Origin of the sequence: Streptomyces sp. NPDC047982, assembly GCF_043204165.1 — a bacterium.
GTDB lineage: Bacteria > Actinomycetota > Actinomycetes > Streptomycetales > Streptomycetaceae > Streptomyces.
Window position 1 is genome coordinate 175,457 of record NZ_JBIDBS010000005.1, and the last position, 22,121, is coordinate 197,577.

At 72.7% G+C, this 22,121-nt stretch carries 21 protein-coding genes; 9 read left to right on the forward strand and 12 right to left on the reverse strand.

What is annotated here, in order from left to right:
- Positions 1–19 precede the first annotated feature (19 nt).
- Complete coding sequence (locus ACGF2V_RS08140; protein WP_362623093.1) at positions 20–1,624, reverse strand: ABC transporter substrate-binding protein; 1,605 nt, start codon at positions 1,622–1,624, stop codon at positions 20–22.
- Positions 1,625–2,351: 727 nt separating this feature from the next.
- The gene (locus tag ACGF2V_RS08145) at positions 2,352–2,630 is read right to left on the reverse strand and encodes a metal-sensitive transcriptional regulator (RefSeq protein WP_073784356.1); all 279 of its coding nucleotides are present in this window, start codon (positions 2,628–2,630) and stop codon (positions 2,352–2,354) included.
- A 96-nt stretch (positions 2,631–2,726) separates the two neighbouring features.
- Between ACGF2V_RS08145 and ACGF2V_RS08150 the strand changes: the two genes are divergently transcribed.
- Positions 2,727–3,299 (forward strand): rhodanese-like domain-containing protein, encoded by a 573-nt coding sequence (locus tag ACGF2V_RS08150; RefSeq protein ID WP_362623090.1) that lies wholly within the window; start codon positions 2,727–2,729, stop codon positions 3,297–3,299.
- A gap of 70 nt (positions 3,300–3,369) precedes the next feature.
- Here the strand turns inward: ACGF2V_RS08150 and ACGF2V_RS08155 are convergent, their stop codons facing one another.
- Entirely contained in the window at positions 3,370–4,665 is a 1,296-nt protein-coding gene (locus ACGF2V_RS08155; RefSeq protein ID WP_362623087.1) for an alpha/beta fold hydrolase, read from the reverse strand.
- 334 nt (positions 4,666–4,999) lie between these two features.
- Here ACGF2V_RS08155 and ACGF2V_RS08160 point away from each other — a divergent pair, with 334 nt between their 5' ends.
- On the forward strand, positions 5,000–5,974 hold the full coding sequence (locus ACGF2V_RS08160; RefSeq protein WP_362623085.1) for an acetylxylan esterase: 975 nt from the start codon (positions 5,000–5,002) through the stop codon (positions 5,972–5,974).
- A gap of 176 nt (positions 5,975–6,150) precedes the next feature.
- On the opposite strand, the gene ACGF2V_RS08165 is transcribed toward ACGF2V_RS08160, so the two are convergent.
- A complete protein-coding gene (locus tag ACGF2V_RS08165) occupies positions 6,151–6,597 on the reverse strand; it encodes a nitroreductase family deazaflavin-dependent oxidoreductase (protein ID WP_362623082.1) in 447 nt (148 codons plus the stop codon).
- Positions 6,598–6,851: 254 nt separating this feature from the next.
- Between ACGF2V_RS08165 and ACGF2V_RS08170 the strand changes: the two genes are divergently transcribed.
- Positions 6,852–7,418 (forward strand): DUF4291 domain-containing protein, encoded by a 567-nt coding sequence (locus ACGF2V_RS08170; protein ID WP_362623079.1) that lies wholly within the window; start codon positions 6,852–6,854, stop codon positions 7,416–7,418.
- A gap of 261 nt (positions 7,419–7,679) precedes the next feature.
- Entirely contained in the window at positions 7,680–8,486 is an 807-nt protein-coding gene (locus ACGF2V_RS08175) for an SAM-dependent methyltransferase (RefSeq protein ID WP_362623077.1), read from the forward strand.
- 134 nt (positions 8,487–8,620) lie between these two features.
- On the opposite strand, the gene ACGF2V_RS08180 is transcribed toward ACGF2V_RS08175, so the two are convergent.
- The 4 genes from ACGF2V_RS08180 to ACGF2V_RS08195 form a co-directional block, all read right to left on the reverse strand.
- Positions 8,621–9,130, reverse strand: a complete 510-nt coding sequence (locus ACGF2V_RS08180) for a DUF664 domain-containing protein (protein ID WP_362623074.1) — start codon at positions 9,128–9,130, stop codon at positions 8,621–8,623.
- A 559-nt stretch (positions 9,131–9,689) separates the two neighbouring features.
- A complete protein-coding gene (locus ACGF2V_RS08185) occupies positions 9,690–9,881 on the reverse strand; it encodes a DUF6381 family protein (protein WP_362623072.1) in 192 nt (63 codons plus the stop codon).
- Positions 9,882–9,957: 76 nt separating this feature from the next.
- A complete protein-coding gene (locus ACGF2V_RS08190; protein ID WP_389047218.1) occupies positions 9,958–10,203 on the reverse strand; it encodes a LuxR C-terminal-related transcriptional regulator in 246 nt (81 codons plus the stop codon).
- A 529-nt stretch (positions 10,204–10,732) separates the two neighbouring features.
- The gene (locus ACGF2V_RS08195; protein WP_362623070.1) at positions 10,733–11,200 is read right to left on the reverse strand and encodes a hypothetical protein; all 468 of its coding nucleotides are present in this window, start codon (positions 11,198–11,200) and stop codon (positions 10,733–10,735) included.
- Positions 11,201–12,049: 849 nt separating this feature from the next.
- On the opposite strand from ACGF2V_RS08195, the gene ACGF2V_RS08200 reads away from it, so the two are divergent.
- Together ACGF2V_RS08200 and ACGF2V_RS08205 are read left to right on the forward strand one after the other, a co-directional pair.
- Positions 12,050–13,111, forward strand: coding sequence for a tetratricopeptide repeat protein (locus ACGF2V_RS08200; protein ID WP_362623067.1), 1,062 nt, complete (start codon positions 12,050–12,052; stop codon positions 13,109–13,111).
- Positions 13,108–14,160, forward strand: a complete 1,053-nt coding sequence (locus ACGF2V_RS08205) for a polyprenyl synthetase family protein (protein WP_362704669.1) — start codon at positions 13,108–13,110, stop codon at positions 14,158–14,160. The genes ACGF2V_RS08200 and ACGF2V_RS08205 overlap by 4 nt, the downstream gene beginning before the upstream one ends.
- 327 nt (positions 14,161–14,487) lie before the next feature.
- Here ACGF2V_RS08205 and ACGF2V_RS08210 read toward each other — a convergent pair whose 3' ends face one another.
- Positions 14,488–14,643, reverse strand: coding sequence for a DUF6131 family protein (locus tag ACGF2V_RS08210; protein ID WP_351521565.1), 156 nt, complete (start codon positions 14,641–14,643; stop codon positions 14,488–14,490).
- Positions 14,644–15,043: 400 nt separating this feature from the next.
- Here ACGF2V_RS08210 and ACGF2V_RS08215 point away from each other — a divergent pair, with 400 nt between their 5' ends.
- On the forward strand, positions 15,044–16,090 hold the full coding sequence (locus ACGF2V_RS08215) for an AI-2E family transporter (RefSeq protein WP_362704671.1): 1,047 nt from the start codon (positions 15,044–15,046) through the stop codon (positions 16,088–16,090).
- A 172-nt stretch (positions 16,091–16,262) separates the two neighbouring features.
- Positions 16,263–16,883, forward strand: a complete 621-nt coding sequence (locus ACGF2V_RS08220) for an L-threonylcarbamoyladenylate synthase (protein ID WP_362623060.1) — start codon at positions 16,263–16,265, stop codon at positions 16,881–16,883.
- 88 nt (positions 16,884–16,971) lie between these two features.
- Here ACGF2V_RS08220 and ACGF2V_RS08225 read toward each other — a convergent pair whose 3' ends face one another.
- Positions 16,972–17,436 carry a hypothetical protein gene (locus ACGF2V_RS08225; RefSeq protein ID WP_362704674.1) on the reverse strand — a complete coding sequence of 155 codons (465 nt, stop codon included), beginning with the start codon at positions 17,434–17,436 and terminating at the stop codon, positions 16,972–16,974.
- 292 nt (positions 17,437–17,728) lie between these two features.
- Between ACGF2V_RS08225 and ACGF2V_RS08230 the strand changes: the two genes are divergently transcribed.
- Entirely contained in the window at positions 17,729–19,366 is a 1,638-nt protein-coding gene (locus ACGF2V_RS08230) for a translation initiation factor 2 (RefSeq protein ID WP_362704677.1), read from the forward strand.
- A gap of 202 nt (positions 19,367–19,568) precedes the next feature.
- On the opposite strand, the gene ACGF2V_RS08235 is transcribed toward ACGF2V_RS08230, so the two are convergent.
- Positions 19,569–21,593, reverse strand: coding sequence for a tetratricopeptide repeat protein (locus ACGF2V_RS08235; protein ID WP_362623053.1), 2,025 nt, complete (start codon positions 21,591–21,593; stop codon positions 19,569–19,571).
- 98 nt (positions 21,594–21,691) lie between these two features.
- On the reverse strand, positions 21,692–22,090 hold the full coding sequence (locus ACGF2V_RS08240; protein WP_362623050.1) for a hypothetical protein: 399 nt from the start codon (positions 22,088–22,090) through the stop codon (positions 21,692–21,694).
- Positions 22,091–22,121: the final 31 nt, after the last annotated feature.

The following is a 22,121-nucleotide window of genomic DNA, read 5'->3' on the forward strand; positions in this document are numbered from 1 at the left end:
CCCCAGGGGAGGCGGTGGCTCACTTCTTCGGCGTCCAGTCCTCGACGTTCCACCACGGGCCGGTGGCCAGGCCGTGGTCGTGCGGCTCGACCTGGGTGGTGAGCGTGCCGAACCGGTCCTTCACGACGTAGAGGTGGTCGATGTGGGTGAGGAAGGTGTAGCCGGGGTTCTTCACGAGTTCGCGCTGGACGGTGTCGTAGGCGGCCTTGCGTGTGGCCTTGTCGCCGCTTCTGCGGCCCTGTTCGAGGGCCTGGTCGACGGTCTTGTTCTCGTACCAGCCCATGTTGTTGAAGCCCTCGCCCGCGAGGGAGGACTTCAGCATGGAGTACTGGTCGAAGTCGGGGTCGGCGGGCGATCCGCCGCCGGCGAGGACAGCGTCCTGCTTCATCCGGGGCTCGATGACCTCCCAGGTGCCGGACTCGGTGGTGATGTCGATGCCGGCCTTCTTCGCGTCGGAGGCGTAGGCGAGCGCGTGGTCCTGGCGGAGCTTGTCGCCGGTGAGATACCAGAGCGGGAACGCGGCGCGCACGCCGTCCTTGACGCGGATGCCGTCCTTGCCGGGCTTCCATCCGGCGTCGTCGAGGATCTTCTTGGCGGCGGTCAGGTCGTGGGCGCGTTCGGTGCCCTTGGTGAACCACTCGCTGTCGGTGGGGACGGGCCCGTAGGCGGGCCTGCCCTCTCCGTTGAGGATGGAATCGACCATGGCCTGCCGGTCGACGGCGATGTCCAGGGCGCGCCGGATCGCGAGGTCGCCCGTGACCTCGTTGTGGGTGGGCAGGGTCACGTTGCGGTTGTCGTACGTGGTGGCGGCGTACGTCTTCATGCCGCCGTCGCCGGCGAAGCCCTTGGCCAGGTTGGGCGGCAGGATGGCGCCGTCGAGTTCGCCGGAGCGCAGCCGGGTGGCGCGCACGTCGTCGTCCTTGATGATCACCATGGTGAACCTCTTCACCCTGGGCGCGCCGCCCCAGTAGTCGGGGTTGGCCCGGAAGCTCAGCTTCTCGCCCTTGGACCACTTGGTGAGGACGTACGGTCCGGTGCCGACGGGGTGGGTGGTGAAGGCGCCGGTGTTGACGTCCTGTCCGGCCGCGACGTGTTCGGGGGCGATGGGCAGGACGGTCCGATGGGCGAAGGGCGCGTAGGGGTACTTGAGAGTGAAGACGACGGTGTCGTCGCCGCTCGCCTCGACGCTCTTCAGCGCGTCGAGCTCGGTGCGGGAGGCGTTGTTCGTCTTCGGGTCCAGGACGGTGCGGTAGGTGAAGACCACGTCCTTGGCACCGAACGGCTTGCCGTCGCTGAACTTCACGCCCTTGCGGAGCCGGTACGTGTACGTGAGCCCGTCGGCGCTCACCTCGGGCAGGGCGGTGGCCAGCGCGGGGCGCAGCCGCATGTCCGCGTCGAGGGCGAGCAGGCCGTCGAATATCTTGGAGTTGCCGTCCTTGCCGTAGCCCAGGAGCGGGCTGAGGCTGTCGGGCTCGTACGCGATGCCGACCACCGCCGAGTCGTCCGCCCCCGGGCCGAAGCCGCCGCCGTCCGGGCCGCTCGGCTTCGAGCAGGCCGCCGCGGACAGCGACAGCGCGGTCGCCAGTGTCACGGCGACCGCACTCCGTATCGATCGGCCCGTCATACTCCGCACACCCCTTGTTGAAGATCGACTGTTATTGCGAATCCATCGCAATTAAACAGCAGGTAAACGGGTTCCCGGTACCCCCGCCCGGCACCGGAACGACGGGCACAGGCGCGTGGATCCGCCGCCGCACCCCAACTCCCGGGCGTGAACGGCAGCGGGACCGCATCTGGTGCCGCCCCCGGCCGAGCGGCGAGTCGGGGAAGTCGGCGTTCGCCGCGCGCATCCTGAGCAGCACTGCCCGCCCTCCGGGCGTGGGGCGTCCGGTCCCTCCGGGCGTGGGGCGTCCGGTCTCTTCGAGCCGCATCGCCTCGCCCGCTCGCGGTTCCGGTGCACTTGCCATGCCTGCATGAGTGGCCTTCACGACGCTGTCGGCGAAACCACTGCGGCAGCGCTCACCGAGCGGTCGCACGGCTCCCGTGAACGGCCCGGCTCACGAACTCCGGGGGCGGGCCCGTCGACGCCGCCGCCCGGACCGCGCTTCGCCCCCGGGGACCGGTAGCGGTTCGGGCCTGCGTGACGGCACGGACCCCGCGCCCGCCCCCGGTCATCCCCGCCCCGGCGGACGAGGAAGCGGCGACGCGCACCGCGCGCACCGGGCGGGCACGGAGCCCGGCGCCGCCACCGGGCTCCCCGGCCGGGGCGGCGGACTCGGTCGCGGGCCGGACGGGCCTTTCGAAGCCCGCCCCGGGGGCCCTGCCCGTAGGCGCCCTTCCCGTCGGCCGGTTCAGGCCAGCGAGAGGAAGAGCTTCTCCAGCCGCGCCCGCATCTGGTCCCGGTCCGCCGGCTCGCTCCCGCCGTCGGCCAGGCACTGCTGGAGGCCCGTGGCGATGATCGCGAAACCGGCGCGGTCGAGCGCCCGGGACACGGCCGCCATCTGCGTGATGACGTCCTCGCAGTCCCGGCCCTCCTCGATCATCCGGATGATCGCCGCCAGCTGCCCCTGAGCGCGACGAAGGCGATTGAGGACCGACTTCAGTTCGTCGGCCGCGATGTCGAGTTGCACACACCCTCCTCTGATACCCCAAGGGGTATTCTAACCTGAATGGGGACGGACGGACCGAGTCCCTCCGTGTCCCGGTGAACGAAAGGACGACTGTTCGTGACCAGCACCGCCTCCCTCTCCCCCGCCCAGGCCGCGGCCCGGCTCGCGGAGTTCACCGTCGTCGACGTGCGATCCCCCGGCGAGTACGCCTCCGGGCACGTTCCCGGCGCGCTGAACATCCCGCTGGACCGTCTCCCCGAGGCCGTGCCCGCGCTCAAGTCCGCCGCTGCCCGCAGGCCGCTGCTGATGGTGTGCGCCTCCGGCGTCCGCTCGACCCGTGCCTGCGACATGCTCGCGGCGGCCGATGTCGACGCCATGACCCTGTCGGGCGGGACCTCGGCCTGGGAGAACGAGGGCCGGACTCTCGACCGGCCCGCCGGAGCCCGGGCGACGTGGCCGATGGAACGCCAGGTCCGGCTCGCCGCGGGTTCGCTCGTGGTGGCGGGGCTGCTGACGGGCCTGCGCTTCCCGGCCGCGCGCTGGATCTCCGCCGGTGTCGGCTCCGGACTGGTCTTCTCGGCCGTGACCAACACCTGCGGCATGGCGGCGGCCCTGTCCAAGCTGCCCTGCAACCGCGCCCCGCGCTCGGCCACGGACCTGGACGCGACGCTGCGGGCCCTCCAGGGCTGACCCGCGGCGCTCACACGGCAGGAGCCGGTCGCGCGAGCGCGTGACCGGCTCCTCCCCTCGTGCCGGCGGGTCAGATCTGGTCGCGGACGAGGGCCAGCAGCCGGTCGAGGACCCGCGGGCCCCCAGCACGGAGACCGTCGTGCTCGTACTCGTTCGTGACCCACACGCGCAGTCCCCGGATCGCCTCCGCCGTCCGCAGCGCGTGCCCGGTGTCGACGTACATGTCGTCGTGGTAGACGGCGGCGGCGACCGGCACCTCGTTGACGGCCAGGCGCTCCGGGTCGTAAAGCGGTGCCCAGTCGGTGCGGTCGGCCAGCAGGTGGGCGGTCTCGCGCAGCGGGCGCAGCGCCGGGTCGACCTCGAAGTGCCAGGGGTGGATGGTCTCCCCGGTGAACAGGACCGGGCCGCCTCCCTCCAGTGCCGCGGCGGCGTCGAACTGCGGGAACTCGGCACGCATCCGCTCGGCGGACCAGGCGGTGGGGCGTTCGTCCTGGCCGTAGATGGCCTCGTGCATCAGCGCGTACAGCGGATGCCCGGCGAACGACGTGGCCGAACGCATGGCCTCCTGGAAGGTGTCGGAGAGTTCGGTGCCGTGCGGGGTGCGGACGAAGGCGTTCTCCAGCAGGTAGTGCAGTTGGTGGCTGCCGTTACCGCTTCCCAGCATGATGCCGAGCGACTGGAATCCTTCGGGCGTCAGCCGGTGTCCCGCGCTCTCGGGGCGGTGTTCCGCGAGGTGGGCGGTGATCCGCCGGGCGCGCTCGACGTCCTGCGGGTAGCGGGCGTAGTGGGCAGCGACCTTGCGCTCGATCCGCGGGTACGCGGCCCGGTAGACGTCGTCGGCGTGGGCGTCGAGGGAGGGCAGTCCGCCGGTGATGAGGACGGCCTTCAGTCCCTCGGGGGCGGCCGACAGATAGCGGACGGCGCAGAAGCCGCCGAAGGACTGGCCGAGGACCGTCCACGGCCCGCCACCGGTCAGCCGGGGCCGGATCAGCTCGCAGTCGCGCACGATGTTGTCGGCCCGGAAGTGCGCGAGGTGGTCGGCCTGCTCGCGCGGTCCGCCGCGCAGCGGCAGCGTCTGCCGGTTGGCCGGGGTGGACAGGCCGGTGCCGCGCTGGTCGAGGAGCAGTACGCGGAACTCCCGCAGGGCCCGGCCCAGCCATGCCTCCGGACCCACGAAGCGCCGGGCGCCGAAGCCGGGACCACCCTCCAGATAGACCAGCCAGGGCAGTTCCTCGTCGGCGCGGCCGCTCGCCACGACCTCGCGGCCGAAGATCTCGATCTGTTCGCCGCCCGGATCCGCGTGGTCCAGCGGGACCGTGAAGCAACGGTCGGTGAAGACCGCGCCGGGGTGCCGATAACTGCTCACAAGCCGCTCCTGATTCCGATGTGCCGCGAACAGTTCAGCACACGGCCGCGGTACGGCCGGTCGCGGCCCCGGAGCGCGGGCCCGGGCCCGGAGGGCGGACGGGGCACGGCCTGCCTGCCTGCCTGCCTGCCTGCCGGTAGCCGCTGCCGTCCCTGGGCCGGACCAGCAGCATGCGCGTCGGCGACCACCGTTGCGGCCGGACCGGCAACCGTCAAAGACCGTGGCGGCTTCTTCCGTGCGGGAGGGCACCCGCCGCCGTCGCTCCGCCGTGCCCGTACCGTGTGAGCGACAACCCACGGGTGATCGCTCACCCCCGTGACGAAGGCGGTTCCTCATGTCCCTGTTCGATCTGCCCGTCGAGGAACTGCGCGACTACCGCAGCCGGTCGGTGGAACCGGCGGACTTCGACGCGTTCTGGTCGAAGACCCTCGACGAAGCGCGGTCCTACGAGCTCGGCGCCCGGTTCGAGCCCCGCGCGGACACGGGGCTGAAGACCGTGGACGTGTACGACGTGACGTTCGCGGGCTACGGCGGTCATCCGGTGAAGGGCTGGTTCGTCCTCCCCGCCGACACCACCGAACCGCTCCCCGTGGTCGTGCAGTTCCTCGGCTACAACGGCGGACGGGGCCTGCCCCACACCTATCTGCTCTGGGCGTCGGCCGGGTTCGCCCACTTCGTGATGGACACCCGGGGCCAGGGCAGCGGCTGGCAGGCCGGCGACACCCCCGACCCGGTGGGCAGCGCGCCCTCGTTCCCCGGGTTCATGACCCGGGGCATCGAGGACCCGCGTTCCTACTACTACCGGCGCGTGTTCACCGACGCGGTACGGGCGGTGGAGGCGGCACGCTCGCATCCGCTGACCGACGCGGCGCGCACAGCGGCCGTCGGCGAGAGCCAGGGCGGAGGCATCGCGCTCGCCGTCGGCGGGCTGATACCCGACCTGGCGGCGATCGCGCCGGACGTCCCGTTCCTGTGCGACTTCCCCCGCGCGCTGACCATCACCGACCGCGCCCCGTACCGCGAAGTGGGCAACTACCTCAAGACGCACCGGGGCCGGGCCGAGCGTGCGAAGACCACCCTCTCCTACTTCGACGGGGTGCACTTCGCCGCGCGCGGCCGGGCGCCCGCGCTGTTCTCGACGGCCCTGGAGGACATGACCTGCCCGCCGTCGACCGTCTTCGCCGCCTACAACGCCTACGCCCACCCGGACAAGGCCATCGAGGTGTACGACTTCAACGACCACGAGGGCGGCGGGCCGTTCCAGCAGGCCGCACAACTGGCCTGGCTGCCCGGAAAGCTGACCGCCTGACCGGACACGGAATCCGCCGACGCGCGCCTGCCGCGCAACCGGGCGCGCGGCGTGCCGTACGCGTACGGCACGCACGGCGCGGCGGACGCGAGCGCCCCGGGGGCGAGCGGCCGTCCCGGCGGGTCCGTCGCGCGGGGAGGCGCGGGCGCGTTCGCGGCGCCTGCCCGCAGCGGTCGTCAGTGCTGCTCGGCCATCGGTTCCAGGACGATGACCGGGATCTGCCGCTCGGTCCTGCGCTGGTAGTCGGCGTAGTCGGGGAACGCCTCCACCGCACGCCGCCACCACAGCGCCTTCTCCTCGCCGGTGACCTCACGGGCGTTCATGTCCTGCCGCACCGGGCCGTCCTGGAGTTCCACCCGGGGGTCGGCCACGACGTTGTGGTACCAGACGGGATGCTTGGGGGCGCCTCCCTGCGAGGCGACCACCGCATACGTCCCCTCGTGCTCCACCCGCATGAGCGGGGTCTTGCGGATCTTTCCACTCCTGGCCCCGCGGGTGGTCAGGATGACCACCGGCAGACCCCGCATCGTGGTTCCCTCCGTCCCGCCGGAGCTCTCGAACAACTCGACCTGATCGCGGACCCACTTCTCGGGGCTCGGCTCGTACTCGCCCTGGAGAGGCATGGCATCTGTCCCATCGTCGACATGCGGATACCGAGGCGTCCGGACGCGTGGCACGGGAACGCGCCGATGTCGGGCTCGTTGCTCCGGCGTGTCCGGCTGCTGCGAGAACTCTGTCATCTCCCGCGCCCCGCACGGCCCGACGGATCCGCGTGTCTTGGCGCCGGAGCGCGGGGCACGACGCCCGGGGCGCGAACGGTCCGCACGAGCGGGAAATGCGATTGCGGCGTGATCGGCTGCTCGGCAGGGTGGACCGAGTGTCCCCCCAATACCAGATACGCGCCCAGTACGACGCCCGCACGATCGTGGTCCACCAGGCGTACTCACCCGCCGTCGCCGATCCCTGCCTGCGCGCGAAGCGCTTCGTGGCACCGTTCTCGTTCCACCGGATGACATGGATCAAGCCGTCGTTCCTGTGGCTCATGCACCGCAGCAACTGGGCGCGAAAATCCGGGCAGGAACGCGTCCTGGCGGTACGGATCACCCGGGCCGGATGGGAGGAGGCACTGTCCGCCGCGGTGCTGACGACCTCCGATCCGGCGGCGGTGGCACAGGCGCCCGTCCATGTCCAGTGGGACCCGGAGCGCTCGCTGCGGGGAGCCGCCCTCAACCACTACAGCATCCAGGTCGGGATCGGACGAGGGCTGATCCGCACCTTCGCCGAGGAGTGGGTCGTCGACCTCACCGACATCACCCCGCAGGTGCGCGCGATCGCGGCGGCGCGGCAGAACGGGCGGGCGGCGCAGGCCCAGCGGATGCTTCCGCCGGAGCGCGCCTACCCCGTACCGCCTGCCCTCGCGAAGAAACTGCGCATCGACGGCTGAGGTTCGATCGGCCCGCGTCCCCGCCTCGGCCCTGCCCCTGCTCCGGCGTCCACGGGTGCGCGAACCGAGCACCCGATGTTCCGCTCCCGGAAGGGATACGGACACCGGCCCGCCGAATCCGCGGCGCCTGCGGGTCGGTTGAGGAACCGTCAGCGATTTCTCCGCCGGACGCGTCCTGGCAAGAAAGCGCTTTCCCGGATGCCTCCGTCGTCCGGGAGCTCACCGAGGGCAAGCGCGTATGGCATGTGTGAAGATCTGGCCATGAGTACATCATCGCAGTCCCCGGCCGACCGTGTTCAGGCGGACCGCCCCCATTCGGCCCGTGTGTGGAACTACGTTCTGGGCGGCAAGGACAACTACGCCGTCGATCAGCAGATGGGCGACATGATCCTGAAGGCGTTCCCGGACTTCGCCGCCATCGCCCGCCTCCAACGGGCTTTCCTCGCCCGCGCGGTGCAGTTCCTGACCGCGGAGGCCGGCGTACGCCAGTTCCTCGACATCGGCACGGGCCTGCCCACGGCGAACAACACGCACGAGGTGGCCCAGCGAGTGGCTCCCGAGTCCAGGATCGTGTACGTCGACAACGATCCGCTCGTCCTGGCCCACGCGCGCGCCCTGCTCACGAGCACCCCGGAGGGCGCGTGCGCATACATCGACGCCGATGTCAGGGATGTCGACACCATCCTCTCCGAGGCGGCCAGGACGCTGGACTTCAGCAGGCCGGTCGGGCTGACCATGCTGGGAATCATGGGGCAACTGCCCGACGAGGACGATCCGTGGACGGTGGTGGACCGGCTGCTGGCGGGCCTCCCCCCGGGAAGCTATCTGGCACTCAGCGACGGCACGAACACGAGCGACTCGCTGAACCAGGCCGTCGCTTCGTACAACGCGAACTCGGCCGGTTCGTACCGCCTGCGCAGCCCCGAGCGGATCGCCGACTTCTTCCACGGCCTGCAGTTGGTCGAACCGGGTGTGGTGAGGACATCGGCCTGGCGCCCGGACCCCGCCCGTGGCGGGGTGGACGAGCTGCAGGGCCACGCGGTGAGCGGCGTCGGGCTCAAGGTGTGAGACGCCCGGTTCCCCGATGCCGGGGCCGCGCCGTCCAGCGGCCTCGGTACCGGGAGACGGGAGGAGACGGCGGTGCGACGGGCCGGAGCACCCCGCACCGGCCCACGACGCGCCCCACTCCCGTGCGCGACGGGCTACCCGCGCGCGAGAACCCCTCGGACGAACTCCGCCTGCCCGGCGTGCTGCAGATCGTCCGAGATGACGCTGATCAGTCGGACCCCGAGGGTGACCGGCGGCGACCATGCTTCGTCGACGACCCGGTTCAGTGACCTGCCGTCGAGCCCGCGCACGAATGCGAGGGTCTGCTCATGGACGGCGTCGTAGTAGCCGAGCAGCAGGTCGCCCGATTTCACGCGCACGGCCGCCACGTCCGCGGAGCTGTGGCCGTATCCGGTGGCGGACTCCTCGAACGGCAGGTCGAAACGGCCGGCCCAGTCCTGGGCGGACCAGACCTGCTCGACTCCGGCGACGTCCGAGACGTGGTCGTCCTGGACGCGGGTGAGGTGCCAGACGAGCCAGGCGATCGTGTTCGCCCCGTCGTCGAGCCGTGCGTGGAGGTCGGCGCGCGACGCGCCCTCGACCGCCGCGTGCACCGTCTCCTGGACGCGGCCGAACGCGTCCGTCAAAAGGTCAGCGCTGTTCATGCCCCTCACGATGGCCGCTGCCGTGCCGGTGCTCCGCCATCGACACGCGAGCCGCGCCCGGCACGCCGCCCGGCCGCGGCGTGCGGGAGTGTTTCGGTGTCCGCGTGGGGCGGGAGGAGGGCACGACCTGCGCGGCGCGGGGCGTTCCGCCGACGGTCGGACCATGGTGCGCCGTCTCGCGCTACCGGGCCCGCGGTCCCGGGCAGCTCGCCGGGCTCCTCGCCACATGGTGTCGCGGAGCGCCTGCGGGCCGTCGTGGCCCTCACGGATGCGGGAGCGGTCGAGCAGGGAGAGCCGAGAAGCGGGTGGCCGCGATCACTGGGTTCACGTCCTTGTTCGACGTCCGGCGCCCGCACGGGTTCTCCGGCCCGTCGCACGGAGCCACGCGGCCCCCGAGCGGCGATCATGGGTGCTCGGGGACCCGCGCGGTCGTGCGCCCGCGTGCCACCGGAGGGAGGCGGGCGCTGCTGTGCCGAGCGGCCGCCCCATGGGGCCGCTCCGGTGAACGGACACCCCGCGGGGAGGGGCGACCGGTTGGTTCCACGGGTGCGAGGGGGCTTCAGTCCATGGGGTAGATGTCCCCGCTCGCCATGCCGCTGACCTGCTCGCTCTCCGCCTCGATCCTGCGGGCCCTGTCCTTCAGGCGCTGGCGTTCCTTGGGGTCGGTGGTGCGCTCGGCTGCCTCCTTGAGGTCCTTCGCCTTGGCGCGCAACTCCTTCACCCGGCCACGGTATTCATCCGACTCGCTCATGATCACTCCTTGGGTCTGTGGGTGGAGCCGCCTCCGCCACGGAACCAGGTTTCACGGGACACCGCACACCAGAGCATCACCCACCGTCACCATGTACGGGACGGAGCGCTTCCTGCGTCAGCCCGGCGTCCCCGGCGGCCGGCGCCGCCCGGACGCGGTTTCCCACCCCCAGCGTAGTCAGGATGCGGCTGACATGGGCCTTCACGGCGCTCTCGCTCATGCGCAGCCGTCCGGTGATCTCCGCGTTCGTGGCCCCCTCGGCCGGCAGCACCAGCACCTCGCGCTCACGCGGCGTCAGCCGGTCCACCCGTGCCCGGCCCATGCCGGTCCGGTGCGGGCGGTGTGCAGGAAGCGACGCGCGCCGGGGGACGCGGTCGGATGCCGGTCGGTCGCTCCGGCCACCACGGCTGCGACGAGAGGCCAAAGCGGTGCCGGTGCGAGGCCCGGGCCGCCGTGCGCGGAGACACACGTCGAGCATCTGGACACCGACAGGTCCTACGACGTGATCGTCTCCGGCCTGCCGATCACCAACTCCGACCCGGACATGGCCGCCTCCGTGATGGACCGCTACCTGGAAATGCTGCGCGCGCAGGGGGCGTTGACGTACTTGGCCCATCTCGGGACCGCCCCGGCCCGCAGACTCGTCGCGAGCGCCGCTGAAGCCGCCCGGCACCGGACGGTCGAGACCGAGCCGGCCGATAGCGGCGGCGCGGGGCGGCCATGGCACGCACGGTGTGGGCCCATGTCCCGCCGACGAGGGTGCGGCGGCTCGGTCCGGTGGCCCGCCCGGCGCCCGGACTCGCCCGCCCCGGGCGCGTTCCGCGGGCGCCGGTCCCGGGCCCGGCTGACCGTCAGCCCCGGCGACGGCAACGGCATCGGGGGCACCAGGAACGGCGGGGGGCCGTCCGGCGGGCGCCCGCGCCGAGGAGTCCGAGCCCGATGCCCAGCATCCAGGTGTCCTTGGCCAGCGGGACGCCGTTCTGCGTGGGCCGCAGGCTGCGGGGTTCGCGCATTCCGGGCAACCGCAGGTAGAGGCCGAGCAGCCCTCCGGAGAACCCGGTCAGCGCCAGTCCGGCCAGTCGCGTCGGCACGATCGGGGCGACGAGGGCGCCGCCGATCGCCACCTCCGACCAGGCGAGCATCCGGGTGAATCGCCCGGGCTCGACCTTCTTCAGGAACGGGTAGGCGACGCAGGCCATGTCGTGCATGATCCGGGCGGTGTTCTCGTCCGCCTTCAGTTTGCCCAGGCCGGAGTTCAGGATGAACGCTCCGGTGGCGAGCCGGGGGGCCACATCGCGCAGTTCGATTGCCGTCGTCATGGGAGCCTCCGTCGGTCTGGAATCCGACCCCCCGTCGAGCTTAGCCAGAAGGCTCCGATGGCGCTCCACAAGCGGATCCGGCCCACACCGCGCGGGCCCGCGGGGCCGATTCCGGCTCGTCCCCCGGCAGGCGGCCCCGGAGGACGACGGCTCCGCATCCGGATGACGGCCCGTCGACGGTGGCCGGCCGGCCCCTTTCGCCCCGTCGCGGGCCCGGGCGCGCGCGAGAGCGCCGCCCTCCGCACTCCCGGTTCGCCGAGGACCACCCGGTCGTGCGAATTACGCGCACATGCCGCTGACGGCCGTCTGGCACGACGAGCGGCGCCCGGTGTGCGGGGCCGACCTCGCCTCGGCCGCCCCCACCGCCTGGGGCAGGCCGCTCGACCGCTGACGTGCGGCCGGATCGGGCCCTGAGCCCCTCGCGCCGCCGTCGGCGCCCACGCCACGGAAGCCGAGGGCGGGGCCGCGTCGCCGCAGCCGCCCGCGCACCCCGGCCCCGGTAGCACCGGAGCGCCCACCGCACGCGCACGCACGACGGACCCGGCCGTCCGGCCACGACCGCTCACCCGCCTCCCGGACGGCCCGAGCCGACCGAACCGGCCGCCCGGGGACAGCCGTCAACTCCCGGCCGCCTGGCACGAATCAGCCGGTGCTCGACTTCCGTCGAGCGCGGAGCAACCTCCGGCACATTCCCACCGTCTTGATCCACAGCAAGGCGGTTCGCCGCAAGAGACACCCAGTCCGAAACCCCACGAGTGCCCGGATGCGACCACCAATCAGCTATGCACCGAGTGCATACATGGAGTGCATAGTCACGGTCGGCGGCCCGGACGCGCGCGAAAGGCTTCCATGCACAGCAAGGCACTGGCACCCGAGTACCAGGGTGCCCTGACCAAGATGTCGGTGAACTCCTCACTCACGGACGTACTCGCGGAAGGACTACGGCACTTGAGGGAGGCCGAGCTCACCGGGTCGCGGCAGGACGTGGCACGGTGCGGGCTCGCGGTGGCCGAGGCGCATCGTCGGCTCGGCAACGTCGAGGAGGCGGACCGGGCCTGGAAGGCCAGCTACCGCGCGGCCCGTTCGGCGGGCGACCAGGGGTCGATGGCGTGGGCACTGTGGAGCGGCGGCACGCTCGCCCGGCAGCGTGGTGAACTCAGGCTCGCCTTCCGCTTGCTGGAACTCGCGGCCGAGATGGGCGAACGCGGCGGTGACATCGTCGCGCGTGGATACTCCCTCGCCGGTCTCGCGGAGACCGGCCGCATACAGGGCGACTACCGGACCGTCGCAGCCCTGCACGAACAGCTTCTGGCCGAGGCGCGTGCCCGCGGCGAGGCTCGCCACACCGTCTGGGCCCTGGAGGGCATCGCTCAGATCCACCGCAACACCGGTTCGCTGGACAGCGCGCTGGCCATGTTCGAGGAGGCGGCCGAACTGGCCGGGGCGGCGGACGACCGGCGGGGCCGGGCCTGGGCGCTGCGCGGCATGGCCGACATCATCTCCCTGCGGGACGACCCGGAGCGCGCCCTGGCCCTGCTCTCGGAGGCCGAACTCGCCTGCCACGAGATGAAGTTGTCCAGCGCGCTGGCGTACAACCACAAGATGCGAGCCAACGTCCTCTTCCGCGCCCGCCGTTACGAGGAGGCGCGACAGGTCTACGAGCAGGCGCTCGACGAGTTCCGTGCCATGGCCGAACCCCGGGGCGAGGCCCTGGCCCGGCTGGGACTGGTCAAGTCGCTCGCCCGGCTCGGCCGCGCCCCGGAGGAGACCGCGGCCGACCTGACCGAACTGCGCCGCACCCTGGACCGCATCGGCCTGCTCAACGCCCGCGAGATGGTGGACAAGGCGTTCGCCGAACTGGGTGTGGCACCAGCCGGTGACGGGGCGGACGAGGAGAGCGGGCGACGATGACCTCACCGTCCGTGACGCGCAGCCCCACCGCGCCGCAGATCCTCGGCCGCTGCCGCGACCTGGTCCGCCCGGCGCTCGTGCGTGCCGTGCGCCAACTGCACCCGTGGCACGCGGAGATGGCCGCCTACTCCTTCGGCTGGGAGACGGCGGACGGCGGTCCCCCGCCGGGTTCGCAAGGCAAGGGGATCCGTCAGGCGCTCGCTCTGCTCGCCGCCGAGGCCGCGGGCGCGCCCGCGGAGGATGCCGTGGTCGGTGCGGTCGCCGTCGAGCTGATCCATGTCTTCTCGCTCCTCCACGACGACATCATGGACGGCGACGAGACCCGCAGACGGCGTGCCACCGCCTGGAAGGCGTACGGAACGGGGCCGGCGCTCCTCGCGGGGGACGCCCTGTTCGCACTGGCCGTGCGGACGCTGGCCGAGGCTCCCGGCGCGCACGGCGCGGCAGCGGTGCGGCATCTCGCCGCGGCGCTGGCCGATCTGGTGCGCGGTCAGGCCGAGGACCTGCTCTTCGAGTCCCGGCCCTGGACCGGCCCGAAGGCGGTGCGGCCACGGGAGTACCGGTGGATGGCCGAGCACAAGACAGGCGCGCTGCTCGGTTGCGCGGCGGGGCTCGGCGGTGTGCTGGCCGGTGCGCCGTCCGCGACCGTCGACGCCCTCGCCGACGCCGGCCGGCACCTCGGGGTGGCGTTCCAGGCCGTGGACGACCTTCTCGGTATCTGGGGTGATCCCCAGGTCACGGGCAAGCCCGTCCACGGCGACCTGCGACGACTGAAAAAGACGTACCCCGTGCTCGCGGCCCTGGCCTCGGACCGTCCGGCCGCCGGGCGCCTGGCGGTTCTTCTCGGCACCGGCGACCCGCTCGACGCCCCGGCCGCACGGCGGGCCGCCGATCTCGTCGAAGAGGCCGGCGGGCGGGAGGCGACGCTGGTCGAGGCCCACCGGCATCTGGACGGAGCGCGCCGCAGCCTGGAGAGCGTTCCGCTGGCACCGGGCGCGCTCGACGAGATCCTCGCACTGCTCCCGTTCCTCGTCGAACGCGCCTTGTGAGTCCGGTGCGGACGCCGCCGCGCTCTTCGCCGCCCCCGCCGGTCACGTGCCGTGCCGGGGGCGGCCGGTCGGGGCGGCCCCCGGAAGGGCCCGCCCGTGACCACCGCCCCAAGTCGCTCCTCGTCACTCCTCGACGGCGCCGTTGATCCACCATCGGGCGCCGATCCCCGCCGGTGGGGGACGCAGCGGCACGCCGGTGCGGAGACATGCGTCCACCAGCAGGTGTACGGGTCGTCAAAGGCCCTCGGCATCGGGGTCTGCCTGGTGCCGCCGACGGCGGGCGGCGACAGCGGGAGCGCGGGGCGGTGGTACGGGGCGGACCAGGTCCTACCAGTAGTGCCGCCGCCCGCCCACGGCATGCCCCACGGCGCCCAGGACCCAGAGGACGAGTCCGATCACGGCGAGCACGATGCCGATGGTCCACAGGATCGAGATGCCCGTCACCAGGCCGAGGATCAGCAGAATGACGCCAAGGACAATCATGGAGTCCTCCAATCACGCATCTCACTCCAGTATGCGCCGGACGCCGCCGCGGGGACACGTGGAACGACGGCCGATGTCCTCCCGCCGCCGCCCCCGGCCCGGATGTCGCCCTCGGGGGCCCGCATGGGACAGGAGCCCCCGGGGCGCGCCGGCGGCTCCGCCCGTAGGGTGACTTCCCGCGCATGTCGCCGCAGGAGCCTCGAACGGCACCGTCCCTGCTGATACCAGCAGGGGAATGCCCAGGTCATCGCATCCGCAGCCCGACAGCACGGCCTCCGGCTGGTCGCCCGGAGCACGCCGGACGCGTCGTCGTGCCGCGTCCCGCCGAGTGCGGCACGGATCGCCCCGGACCGCGCGCGCACGTCCCTCGCCGCCCCGTTCCGGCGGGCGCGAGCCCCGGGTGAACCCCACGCTGCGGGCGTGCGCCGCGTACGCGTGGCGCATTCTCGTCGTGGGGGCCGTCGTGTACGCCGCCTTCTCCGTCCTGGGGCGGTTCCACGAAGTGGCGGTGGCCGTCTTCCTCGGTCTGGTCGGCACCGCGATGCTGCGCCCCGCCGCGGATGTACTCGCCCGTCTGGTGCCCCGACCGCTCGCCGTCGCCCTGGCCGTGCTCGGCAGCATCGTCCTGGTCCTCGGCGTGCTGAGTCTGGCCGGCAAGGCGGTGGCGGGGGAAAGCGCCGGGCTGGAACGGGCGTTCGGTGAGGGACTCGAGCGGATCAAACGCTGGCTGGAGGCGGCTCCGTTCCGACTCGACCCGCATGTGCTCGACGGTCTCCAGTCCCGGATCGGCGAGTACTTCTCCCGTCATCGCGCCGCCGTCATCAGTACGGCCCTCATCGGTGTGGGGCGGCTGATCGAAGTGGTGACGGTCTTCGCGCTCGCCCTGTTCTGCTCCGTCTTCTTCATCCACTCGGGGGACCGGCACTGGGACTGGTTCTGCGCACAGCTCCCGCGGACCGCCCGGGCCCGGGCGGAGATCGCGGGCCGGGCGGCCTGGCGGACGTTCACCGGCTACACCCACGGCATCGTCCTGGTGGCCGCGACCAACGCCGTGCTCGTGGGGCTGGCCCTCTCGGCGCTCGGGGTGCCCCTGGCGGTTCCGCTGGCACTGCTGGAGTTCTTCGCCGCGTTCGTCCCGCTGATCGGCTCGCCGATCGCGCTGGCGGTCGCCAGCGTGGTGGCCCTGGCGGCGAAGGGCCCCGTCGTGGCGGTCGTCGTCATCGCACTGATCGTGGTCATCGGGCAGATCGAGGGCCATCTGCTGCATCCCCTCGTGATGAGCTGGGCCGTCCGTCTGCACCCCGTCGTGGTCGCGGTCGCGGTGATCGGCGGCGCCATCACGGCGGGGGTGCTGGGCGCGGTGGTGGCGGTGCCGCTCGTGTCCGTCCTCTGGGCGGCCCGGCAGGCGCTGCGGGGGGCGGGCGGGTCCACACGCACGACGCGCTGAGCCGCCCGCGTCGGCGCCTGTTTCTTCGCTTCCGCCCGGCGCCACTTCGTGAACGGTGGCGACGCGGGCGCGGTCGTGGCACGAGCCCCGGGGTACCGCCGGATTCCCGGACGCGCGAGGCCGCGTGCTGGGGGCAACGCCCCCATGTGCCGGTCGGTCTTAGACTCGGCGGATGGCGAAGTACTTCGACGTACACCCCGAAAATCCCCAGCAGCGCACCGTCCGGTCCGTGGCCGAGAGCATCCGGTCGGGAGCGCTCGTCGCGTATCCGACGGACTCCTGTTACGCGCTCGGGTGCCGGCCGGGCAGTCGTGACGGACTCGAACGGATCCGGTCGATCCGGCATCTCGACGACCGCCACCACTTCACCCTCATGTGCAGGAACTTCGCGCAGCTGGGCCAGTTCGTGCACATCGACAACGACGTGTTCCGCGCGATCAAGGCGGCGACGCCCGGCAGCTACACGTTCATCCTCCCGGCGACGAAGGAGGTGCCGCGTCAGCTGCTGCACCCCAGGAAGAAGACGGTCGGCGTCCGGATCCCCGACCACGTCGTCACACAGGCGCTGCTCGCCGAACTCGGTGAGCCGCTGCTCTCCAGCACACTGCTCCTGCCCGACGAGGACGAACCGCTGACACAGGGCTGGGAGATCAAGGAACGTCTCGACCACGTGGTGGACATCGTGGTCGACTCGGGCGACTGCGGCACCGAGCCGACGACCGTCGTCGACTTCTCCGGCGGCGGGGTCGAGGTCGTGCGCCGGGGGGCCGGTGACGCGACCCGCTTCGAGTAGCGGTCCCGGCTCCCGCCACCCGGCGGCTGCCAGGCCGCCCCGGCCGTCGGCCTCCGACTCCCGGCCCCGCGAGCTTCACGGGCACCGGTCATCCGGCCGGCGGCGGGCTCATCGCGGTTCTCGCGGCAGCGAGGAAGGCGAGCTTCGCCTCCATGAGGTCGTCGGGCCTCTCATGGCGGCGCAGACGATCGACGAGGTCCTGGGCCGCGGCGGCGACCTCGGCCGGTCCTTCCAGGAGGACCGTGACCAGGGCACGTTCCAGAAGGCCGTCGTCGTCCCCGCGTCCCCGGCCGGTCCGCTCGGTCAGGGTCCGGGCCTCCGCCGCTTCGAGGAAGCGCACATAGGTCTGGCGCCGCAGATCGAGCACGCGCACGGCCGCCTGCTCCTGAAGGGTCGTCCGGACCGTCTCCAGCAGCGCGTCGGCCTGCCGTTCACCGGCCCGGCGTGCCGCGTCGGCCTGCCGGATGCCCGCGTTCCGGGTGAACCATCCCGTGGCGACGCTGCCCGCGACGGCCGCCCCCGCGGCGATCAGCGCGATTCCCAACTCACTCATCCCGCCATCCTCCCGACCGCCTCGGATCCGCGCACCGCACTTGGCGAACATGCGGTACGGATCACTGCCCGTCCGACCGGAAACCGCTGCGCGGTACGATCGGATCATGTCGCTGGACGACGCGAACGACCTTCCCCACCTGCGGAAACCGGATCCACGCGGCCGCTCTCGGCTAGAATGGAGGCTTGGTGCGACGGGCGACGGGCGACGGGCGACGGGCGACGGGCGACGGGCGACGGGCGACGGGCGACGGGCGACGGGCGACGGGCGACGGGCGACGGGCGAGAGGTCCGTGCTGCTGGCCGCGCGGTCGGCGGTGGCCCTGTACCGCCTGCTGGACTCCCTTCTGGCCTTCTCCGGGGATGAGCGTTTCACCCGCTTCTTCACACTGGTTCCCGGCTCCGACTTCGACGTCGACACACTGTCCGTGATCGACGCCGTCAAGGGCCGCGTGCTTCCGTGGGACGAGGCGTGCCGACGCACGTACGACCTGGTGCTCGCGGCGAGCCCGAAGGGCGAACTGGGCCGGCTCCGCGGTACGCACGTGCTGCTGCCGCACGGGGCCGGGTTCAACAAGTCGATTCCGGGCGAGGGTTCCGCCGACTCCGCCTCCGGACTGGATCCCCGGTACCTGTCGCCGGAGGGGGACGGCACACCGATCACCCTGCACGCCCTGGCCCACCCCGACCAGATCGCCCGGCTGGCCGCCGCCGGTCCCGGAGCCGCCGAGCGGGCCAAGGTCATCGGCGATCCCACCCTGGAACGCGTCCTCGCCTCGCTTCCCCTCCGCGACCGCTACCGGGCAGCCCTCGACACCGGGCCGCGCACCCTGCTCGTGCTCGCCTCGACCTGGGGTCCGGAGTCCCTGCTCCACCGGCGTCCCGGGCTCCCCGTCGAGCTCGCGGCCCATCTCCCTTACGACGAATATCAGTTGGCGCTGATCGTGCACCCCAACGAACGGAGCCGACTGGGCGAGTACGAACTGACCGAGCGTCTGGCGCCCGGCCTGGACGCCGGCATGGTACTGACGGGTCCGTACGAGGACTGGGCATCCGTCCTCATCGCCGCGGACGCGCTGATCACCGACCACGGTTCGACGGCGCTGTACTACGCGGCGGCCGGTGACCGGCCGGTCGTGAGCGTCCACCGCGGCGGTGCGGAACTGATCCCCGGCAGCCCGATGGACACCCTCTTGGGCGCGGTACCGGAATTGGGACCCGCCTCGGACGTGCGCGAGGCACTCGCCGCGTACCGGCCGGGGCCCGGACTCGCCGCGGCCCGGGCCGCGTTCGACCGCTGCGGCGAAGCTCTGGACCTGTTGCGGACCGAGGTGTACGGCCTTCTCGGCCTCGCCGCGCCCCGGTTCGGCGCCCCGCCCCGGCTGCTGCCCTCCCCCGTGGGCGCCACCCGTGTGCCCGCCGCGTTCGACGTCCACGCCGAGGTCTGCGGCACCGCGATCCGGATCGACCGGCGCCCCGCCGGGCTCGGTGTGCCCGGGCACCACCTGGCGGTGGAACACGGTGCGGCCCGGGAGCAGCTCGCCCGTTCGGCCGGTCTGCTGTACCGCCGCCCGCTCCCGCCCACCGCCGGTCTGCCGGACGCGGCGTGGACGGCGTCCGGGTGGACGCGGCACGCCCTCTTCGAGTACCCGGGCTGCCGCACGGCCGCGGCCGTACTGTCCGCCGAGCTGTGCGTGCTCGCGCTCCGCGGCGAAGAACGCGCCCGCGCCGTGCTGGTCGGCCCCCGGTCCGAGGACGGCCGCGTCGTGCGCGCCGACCCGGCCGCCGCCCTGTCCGCCGTCCACGCCTGGTTGTCGGGCCGCCACGGCGGGCCCGACGGCGAGGTGCGGCTGACCTGCCGCATCGGCGACCGGGCGTTCCCCGTCCTGGTCCGGCCGGCCACCGACGAAGAGACCGGGCGGCTGGTCTGAGGGCTGTCCCGTGATCCGTGGTGGGCCGGCGCGCGAGGTCGGATGCGCGGAGGGCACCCGCATGCCGGATGTACGCGAGCCCTCCGGCGACGCGGCAAGGCGCCACGGGCTCTCGTCGGGCCCGCCGGACACCATGGGAGACAGCCCCCGGGTACCGTGACCGGCACCCCGGCCGACAGGGGCGGTCACAGCCGAGAGGAGGTCAGCCTCCCTCGCGGGCGAGGCCGTTGCGGTTGCGGATGGCGTCCGCGGCGGCGCGGTGTTCCTCGGCCTCCGTGTCCCGTCCCTCGTCGTGGGCCAGCTCCGCGAACGCGTCGAGAACCCGCACCTGCTCGACATCGGAGCCCCGTTGGCGGGCCCTCTCCAGCGCCTGCCCGTACAGCCGTCGGGCCTCGTGGGTGCGGCCGAGCCGCCGCAGGACACCGCCGAGCACGAAGCCCGTGCGCGCGGTCATCCGCTCGCGGTGGTCCGCCACGGCCGCTTCGTGCGCCTCGGTCAGCAGGCGGTACGCCTCCTCCAGGTCGCCGAGTTCCGCGCTCGCCTGCCCCATCCGGTAGGTCTGCAGCAGGGCCCCGTAGGGGTTGGGGATCGCCCTGTGCACCTCGCGGGAGCGGGCGAAATCACTGATCGCCGCGTTCCAGTCGCCGCGTGCGGAGTTGAGCATGCCGCGGAACTCGATCGTCGAGGCGTGGAGCTTGCGGTCCCGGGGCGACGGACCCAGCAGATCGACGGCGGCCAGTGCGCCTGTGATCTCCCGTTCCGCCTCGGTCAGTCGTTCCGATTCCCACAGCGGGCGGGCAAGCTGACAGCGCATCCGCACGACCCACGCGGCGTTGCCGGAGCGGACGGCCGAAGCGGCGCCGAGCCGGAAGACCTCGGTCACATCGGACTGGTGGGGGTGGTCCAGTGCGTACGTCCACACGGGCTCGCACAGGGCCACGGCCTCGGCGTCCAGGCCCCGCCCGTGGGCCAGGCGCACGCACGCGTACAGCGCGTGGCGTTCGGCGTGCAACCAGCGGGCGGCGCGCTCGGAGCGCTCCGACCGGACGGCGCGGTCACCCGTCGCTTCCGGGTCCTCCAAAGACACGTCCGGAGCGCCGGGCACGGGATCGAAGAGGTCCGCGACGACCAGGCGCCGACCGGCCGCGTACCGGTCGGCGAGCTGGGCCTGCCGGACGTACCAGCGCACCACCCGTGCCTGTCCCTCGGCCGACTCGCCGCGCGCGTCGTGCTCGCGGGAGCGCCGCCGGGCATGGCCGTGCAGCGGGCCGGGCAGGCGCATCCGGCCGGCTTCTCCTCGCCGCGCCGCGGCCAGTTCCAGTAAGCCGGCCCGGTGCAGCTCCTCCAGCGCGTCCTGTCCGGTCCCGGTCCCCCGTCCCAGCAGCGCGGTGGCGGACTCCGGGGTGAAGGTGGGGCCCGGGTGGTCGGGCAGCAGCCGGTAGAGCGTGGCCGCCGGGTCGGACAGACCGCGGTAGGCCATGTCCCAGATGCGTTCCACTCCGGGCGTCACTCCCTTCTCGTCCAGCTCCGAGCGGAAGTCGGCGACCAGGCGGTCGAGCGGTCGCACCCGGTGGGCGCGGACCCAGCGCCCCGCGACGTGCAGGGCCGCGGGCAGACCGTGACACAGCCGCACCATGGTGCGTGCCGCCTCCGGATCGGCGGCCAGGCGCCGGTCCCTGACGATCAGTTCCAGGAGTTCCGTCGCCGCGGGATCCGCCAGCGTCGGCAGCGCCATGTCGACGGCGGCGCCGTCCTCCAGGTCGTACAGCGGACCGTGGCTCGCGACCACGACCAGGCTGTCGCCCGACGCCGGCAGGAGGGGGACGACCTCCGAGGCGTAGCGGGCGTTGTCCACGACGACGATCAGCCGGCTCTCGGCGGTCTTCTTCCAGTACTGGCGGCACCGCGCCCTGAACTGGCGTTCCAACAGATCCGGCGGTACGTCGAGGGAGTCGAGCAGTTGCGCCAGGACCTCACCGGGGTCCAGCTCCGCGCCCGCCCGGTAGTCGTCCAGGTCGACGGTGAGGACCCCGTCCGGGAAGCGGTCGCGCAGGGTGCGGGCGATGTGGAAGGCCAGTTCGGTCTTGCCCAGTCCTCCCGGGCCGCTCAGCGACAGGACCAGGGGCCGTGAGCGGCCCCGCCATTCCTCGACGGCGCGCAGGGCGCGCTCCCTCTCCTCTACGCGGTTGACGAAGTGCACCGGCTCCGGCGGCAGTTCGACCCTCATGCAGGCTCCGATCCGATGGTCCTCACCCGACACTACCCCGATCGGCCGCGTGGGGTCCGGCGCCGGTCCGCTCCATCACGACGTCGTCCGCGACGGTCTCAGCGGTCGTCCTCGGTGTGCCGGGCCGGACCGGTGCGCCGGGCGGAATCGGGGCGGCGGGCGGGGGTGGCGGTGCGCACCCGCAGGAGGGCGGCCCAGCGGGCCGCCTCCTCGCACTGTTCCTGGCGCCGCAGCAGCCACGACCGGACGGCCAGGGTCAGGGTGGCTGAGAGTCCGGCGGACCCGACCGTCACGGCGACCCAGGGGGTGAACGGTGCGAGCAGCAGGAGCATCGTCAGGCCGGCGGACGCCCACCCGGTCAGCACGGCGGCCGCGGCGGGCCGCCGTGAGACCGGGCGGTCCTGTGCGGCGCGCAGGTCGATGCACGCGGGCAGGTACCAGACGTGCCCCGATATGCAGATCACGGCGACGCCGAGCGCCAGGACTCCATGGGACATCGGTCATCTCTCCTTGGGGAACGGGGCACGA

Excerpts from the sequence above, each read along its gene's own strand:
- ACGF2V_RS08175 (WP_362623077.1), top strand. The coding sequence starts at position 7,680 with ATGAGTACATCATCGCAGTCCCCGGCCGACCGTGTTCAGGCGGACCGC.
- ACGF2V_RS08200 (WP_362623067.1), top strand. The coding sequence starts at position 12,050 with ATGCACAGCAAGGCACTGGCACCCGAGTACCAGGGTGCCCTGACCAAG.
- ACGF2V_RS08220 (WP_362623060.1), top strand. The coding sequence starts at position 16,263 with ATGGCGAAGTACTTCGACGTACACCCCGAAAATCCCCAGCAGCGCACC.
- ACGF2V_RS08195 (WP_362623070.1), bottom strand. The coding sequence starts at position 11,200 with ATGACGACGGCAATCGAACTGCGCGATGTGGCCCCCCGGCTCGCCACC.
- ACGF2V_RS08160 (WP_362623085.1), top strand. The coding sequence starts at position 5,000 with ATGTCCCTGTTCGATCTGCCCGTCGAGGAACTGCGCGACTACCGCAGC.
- ACGF2V_RS08190 (WP_389047218.1), bottom strand. The coding sequence starts at position 10,203 with ATGGGCCGGGCACGGGTGGACCGGCTGACGCCGCGTGAGCGCGAGGTG.
- ACGF2V_RS08205 (WP_362704669.1), top strand. The coding sequence starts at position 13,108 with ATGACCTCACCGTCCGTGACGCGCAGCCCCACCGCGCCGCAGATCCTC.
- ACGF2V_RS08140 (WP_362623093.1), bottom strand. The coding sequence starts at position 1,624 with ATGACGGGCCGATCGATACGGAGTGCGGTCGCCGTGACACTGGCGACC.
- ACGF2V_RS08180 (WP_362623074.1), bottom strand. The coding sequence starts at position 9,130 with ATGAACAGCGCTGACCTTTTGACGGACGCGTTCGGCCGCGTCCAGGAG.
- ACGF2V_RS08165 (WP_362623082.1), bottom strand. The coding sequence starts at position 6,597 with ATGCCTCTCCAGGGCGAGTACGAGCCGAGCCCCGAGAAGTGGGTCCGC.
- ACGF2V_RS08235 (WP_362623053.1), bottom strand. The coding sequence starts at position 21,593 with ATGAGGGTCGAACTGCCGCCGGAGCCGGTGCACTTCGTCAACCGCGTA.
- ACGF2V_RS08240 (WP_362623050.1), bottom strand. The coding sequence starts at position 22,090 with ATGTCCCATGGAGTCCTGGCGCTCGGCGTCGCCGTGATCTGCATATCG.
- ACGF2V_RS08225 (WP_362704674.1), bottom strand. The coding sequence starts at position 17,436 with ATGAGTGAGTTGGGAATCGCGCTGATCGCCGCGGGGGCGGCCGTCGCG.
- ACGF2V_RS08185 (WP_362623072.1), bottom strand. The coding sequence starts at position 9,881 with ATGAGCGAGTCGGATGAATACCGTGGCCGGGTGAAGGAGTTGCGCGCC.
- ACGF2V_RS08210 (WP_351521565.1), bottom strand. The coding sequence starts at position 14,643 with ATGATTGTCCTTGGCGTCATTCTGCTGATCCTCGGCCTGGTGACGGGC.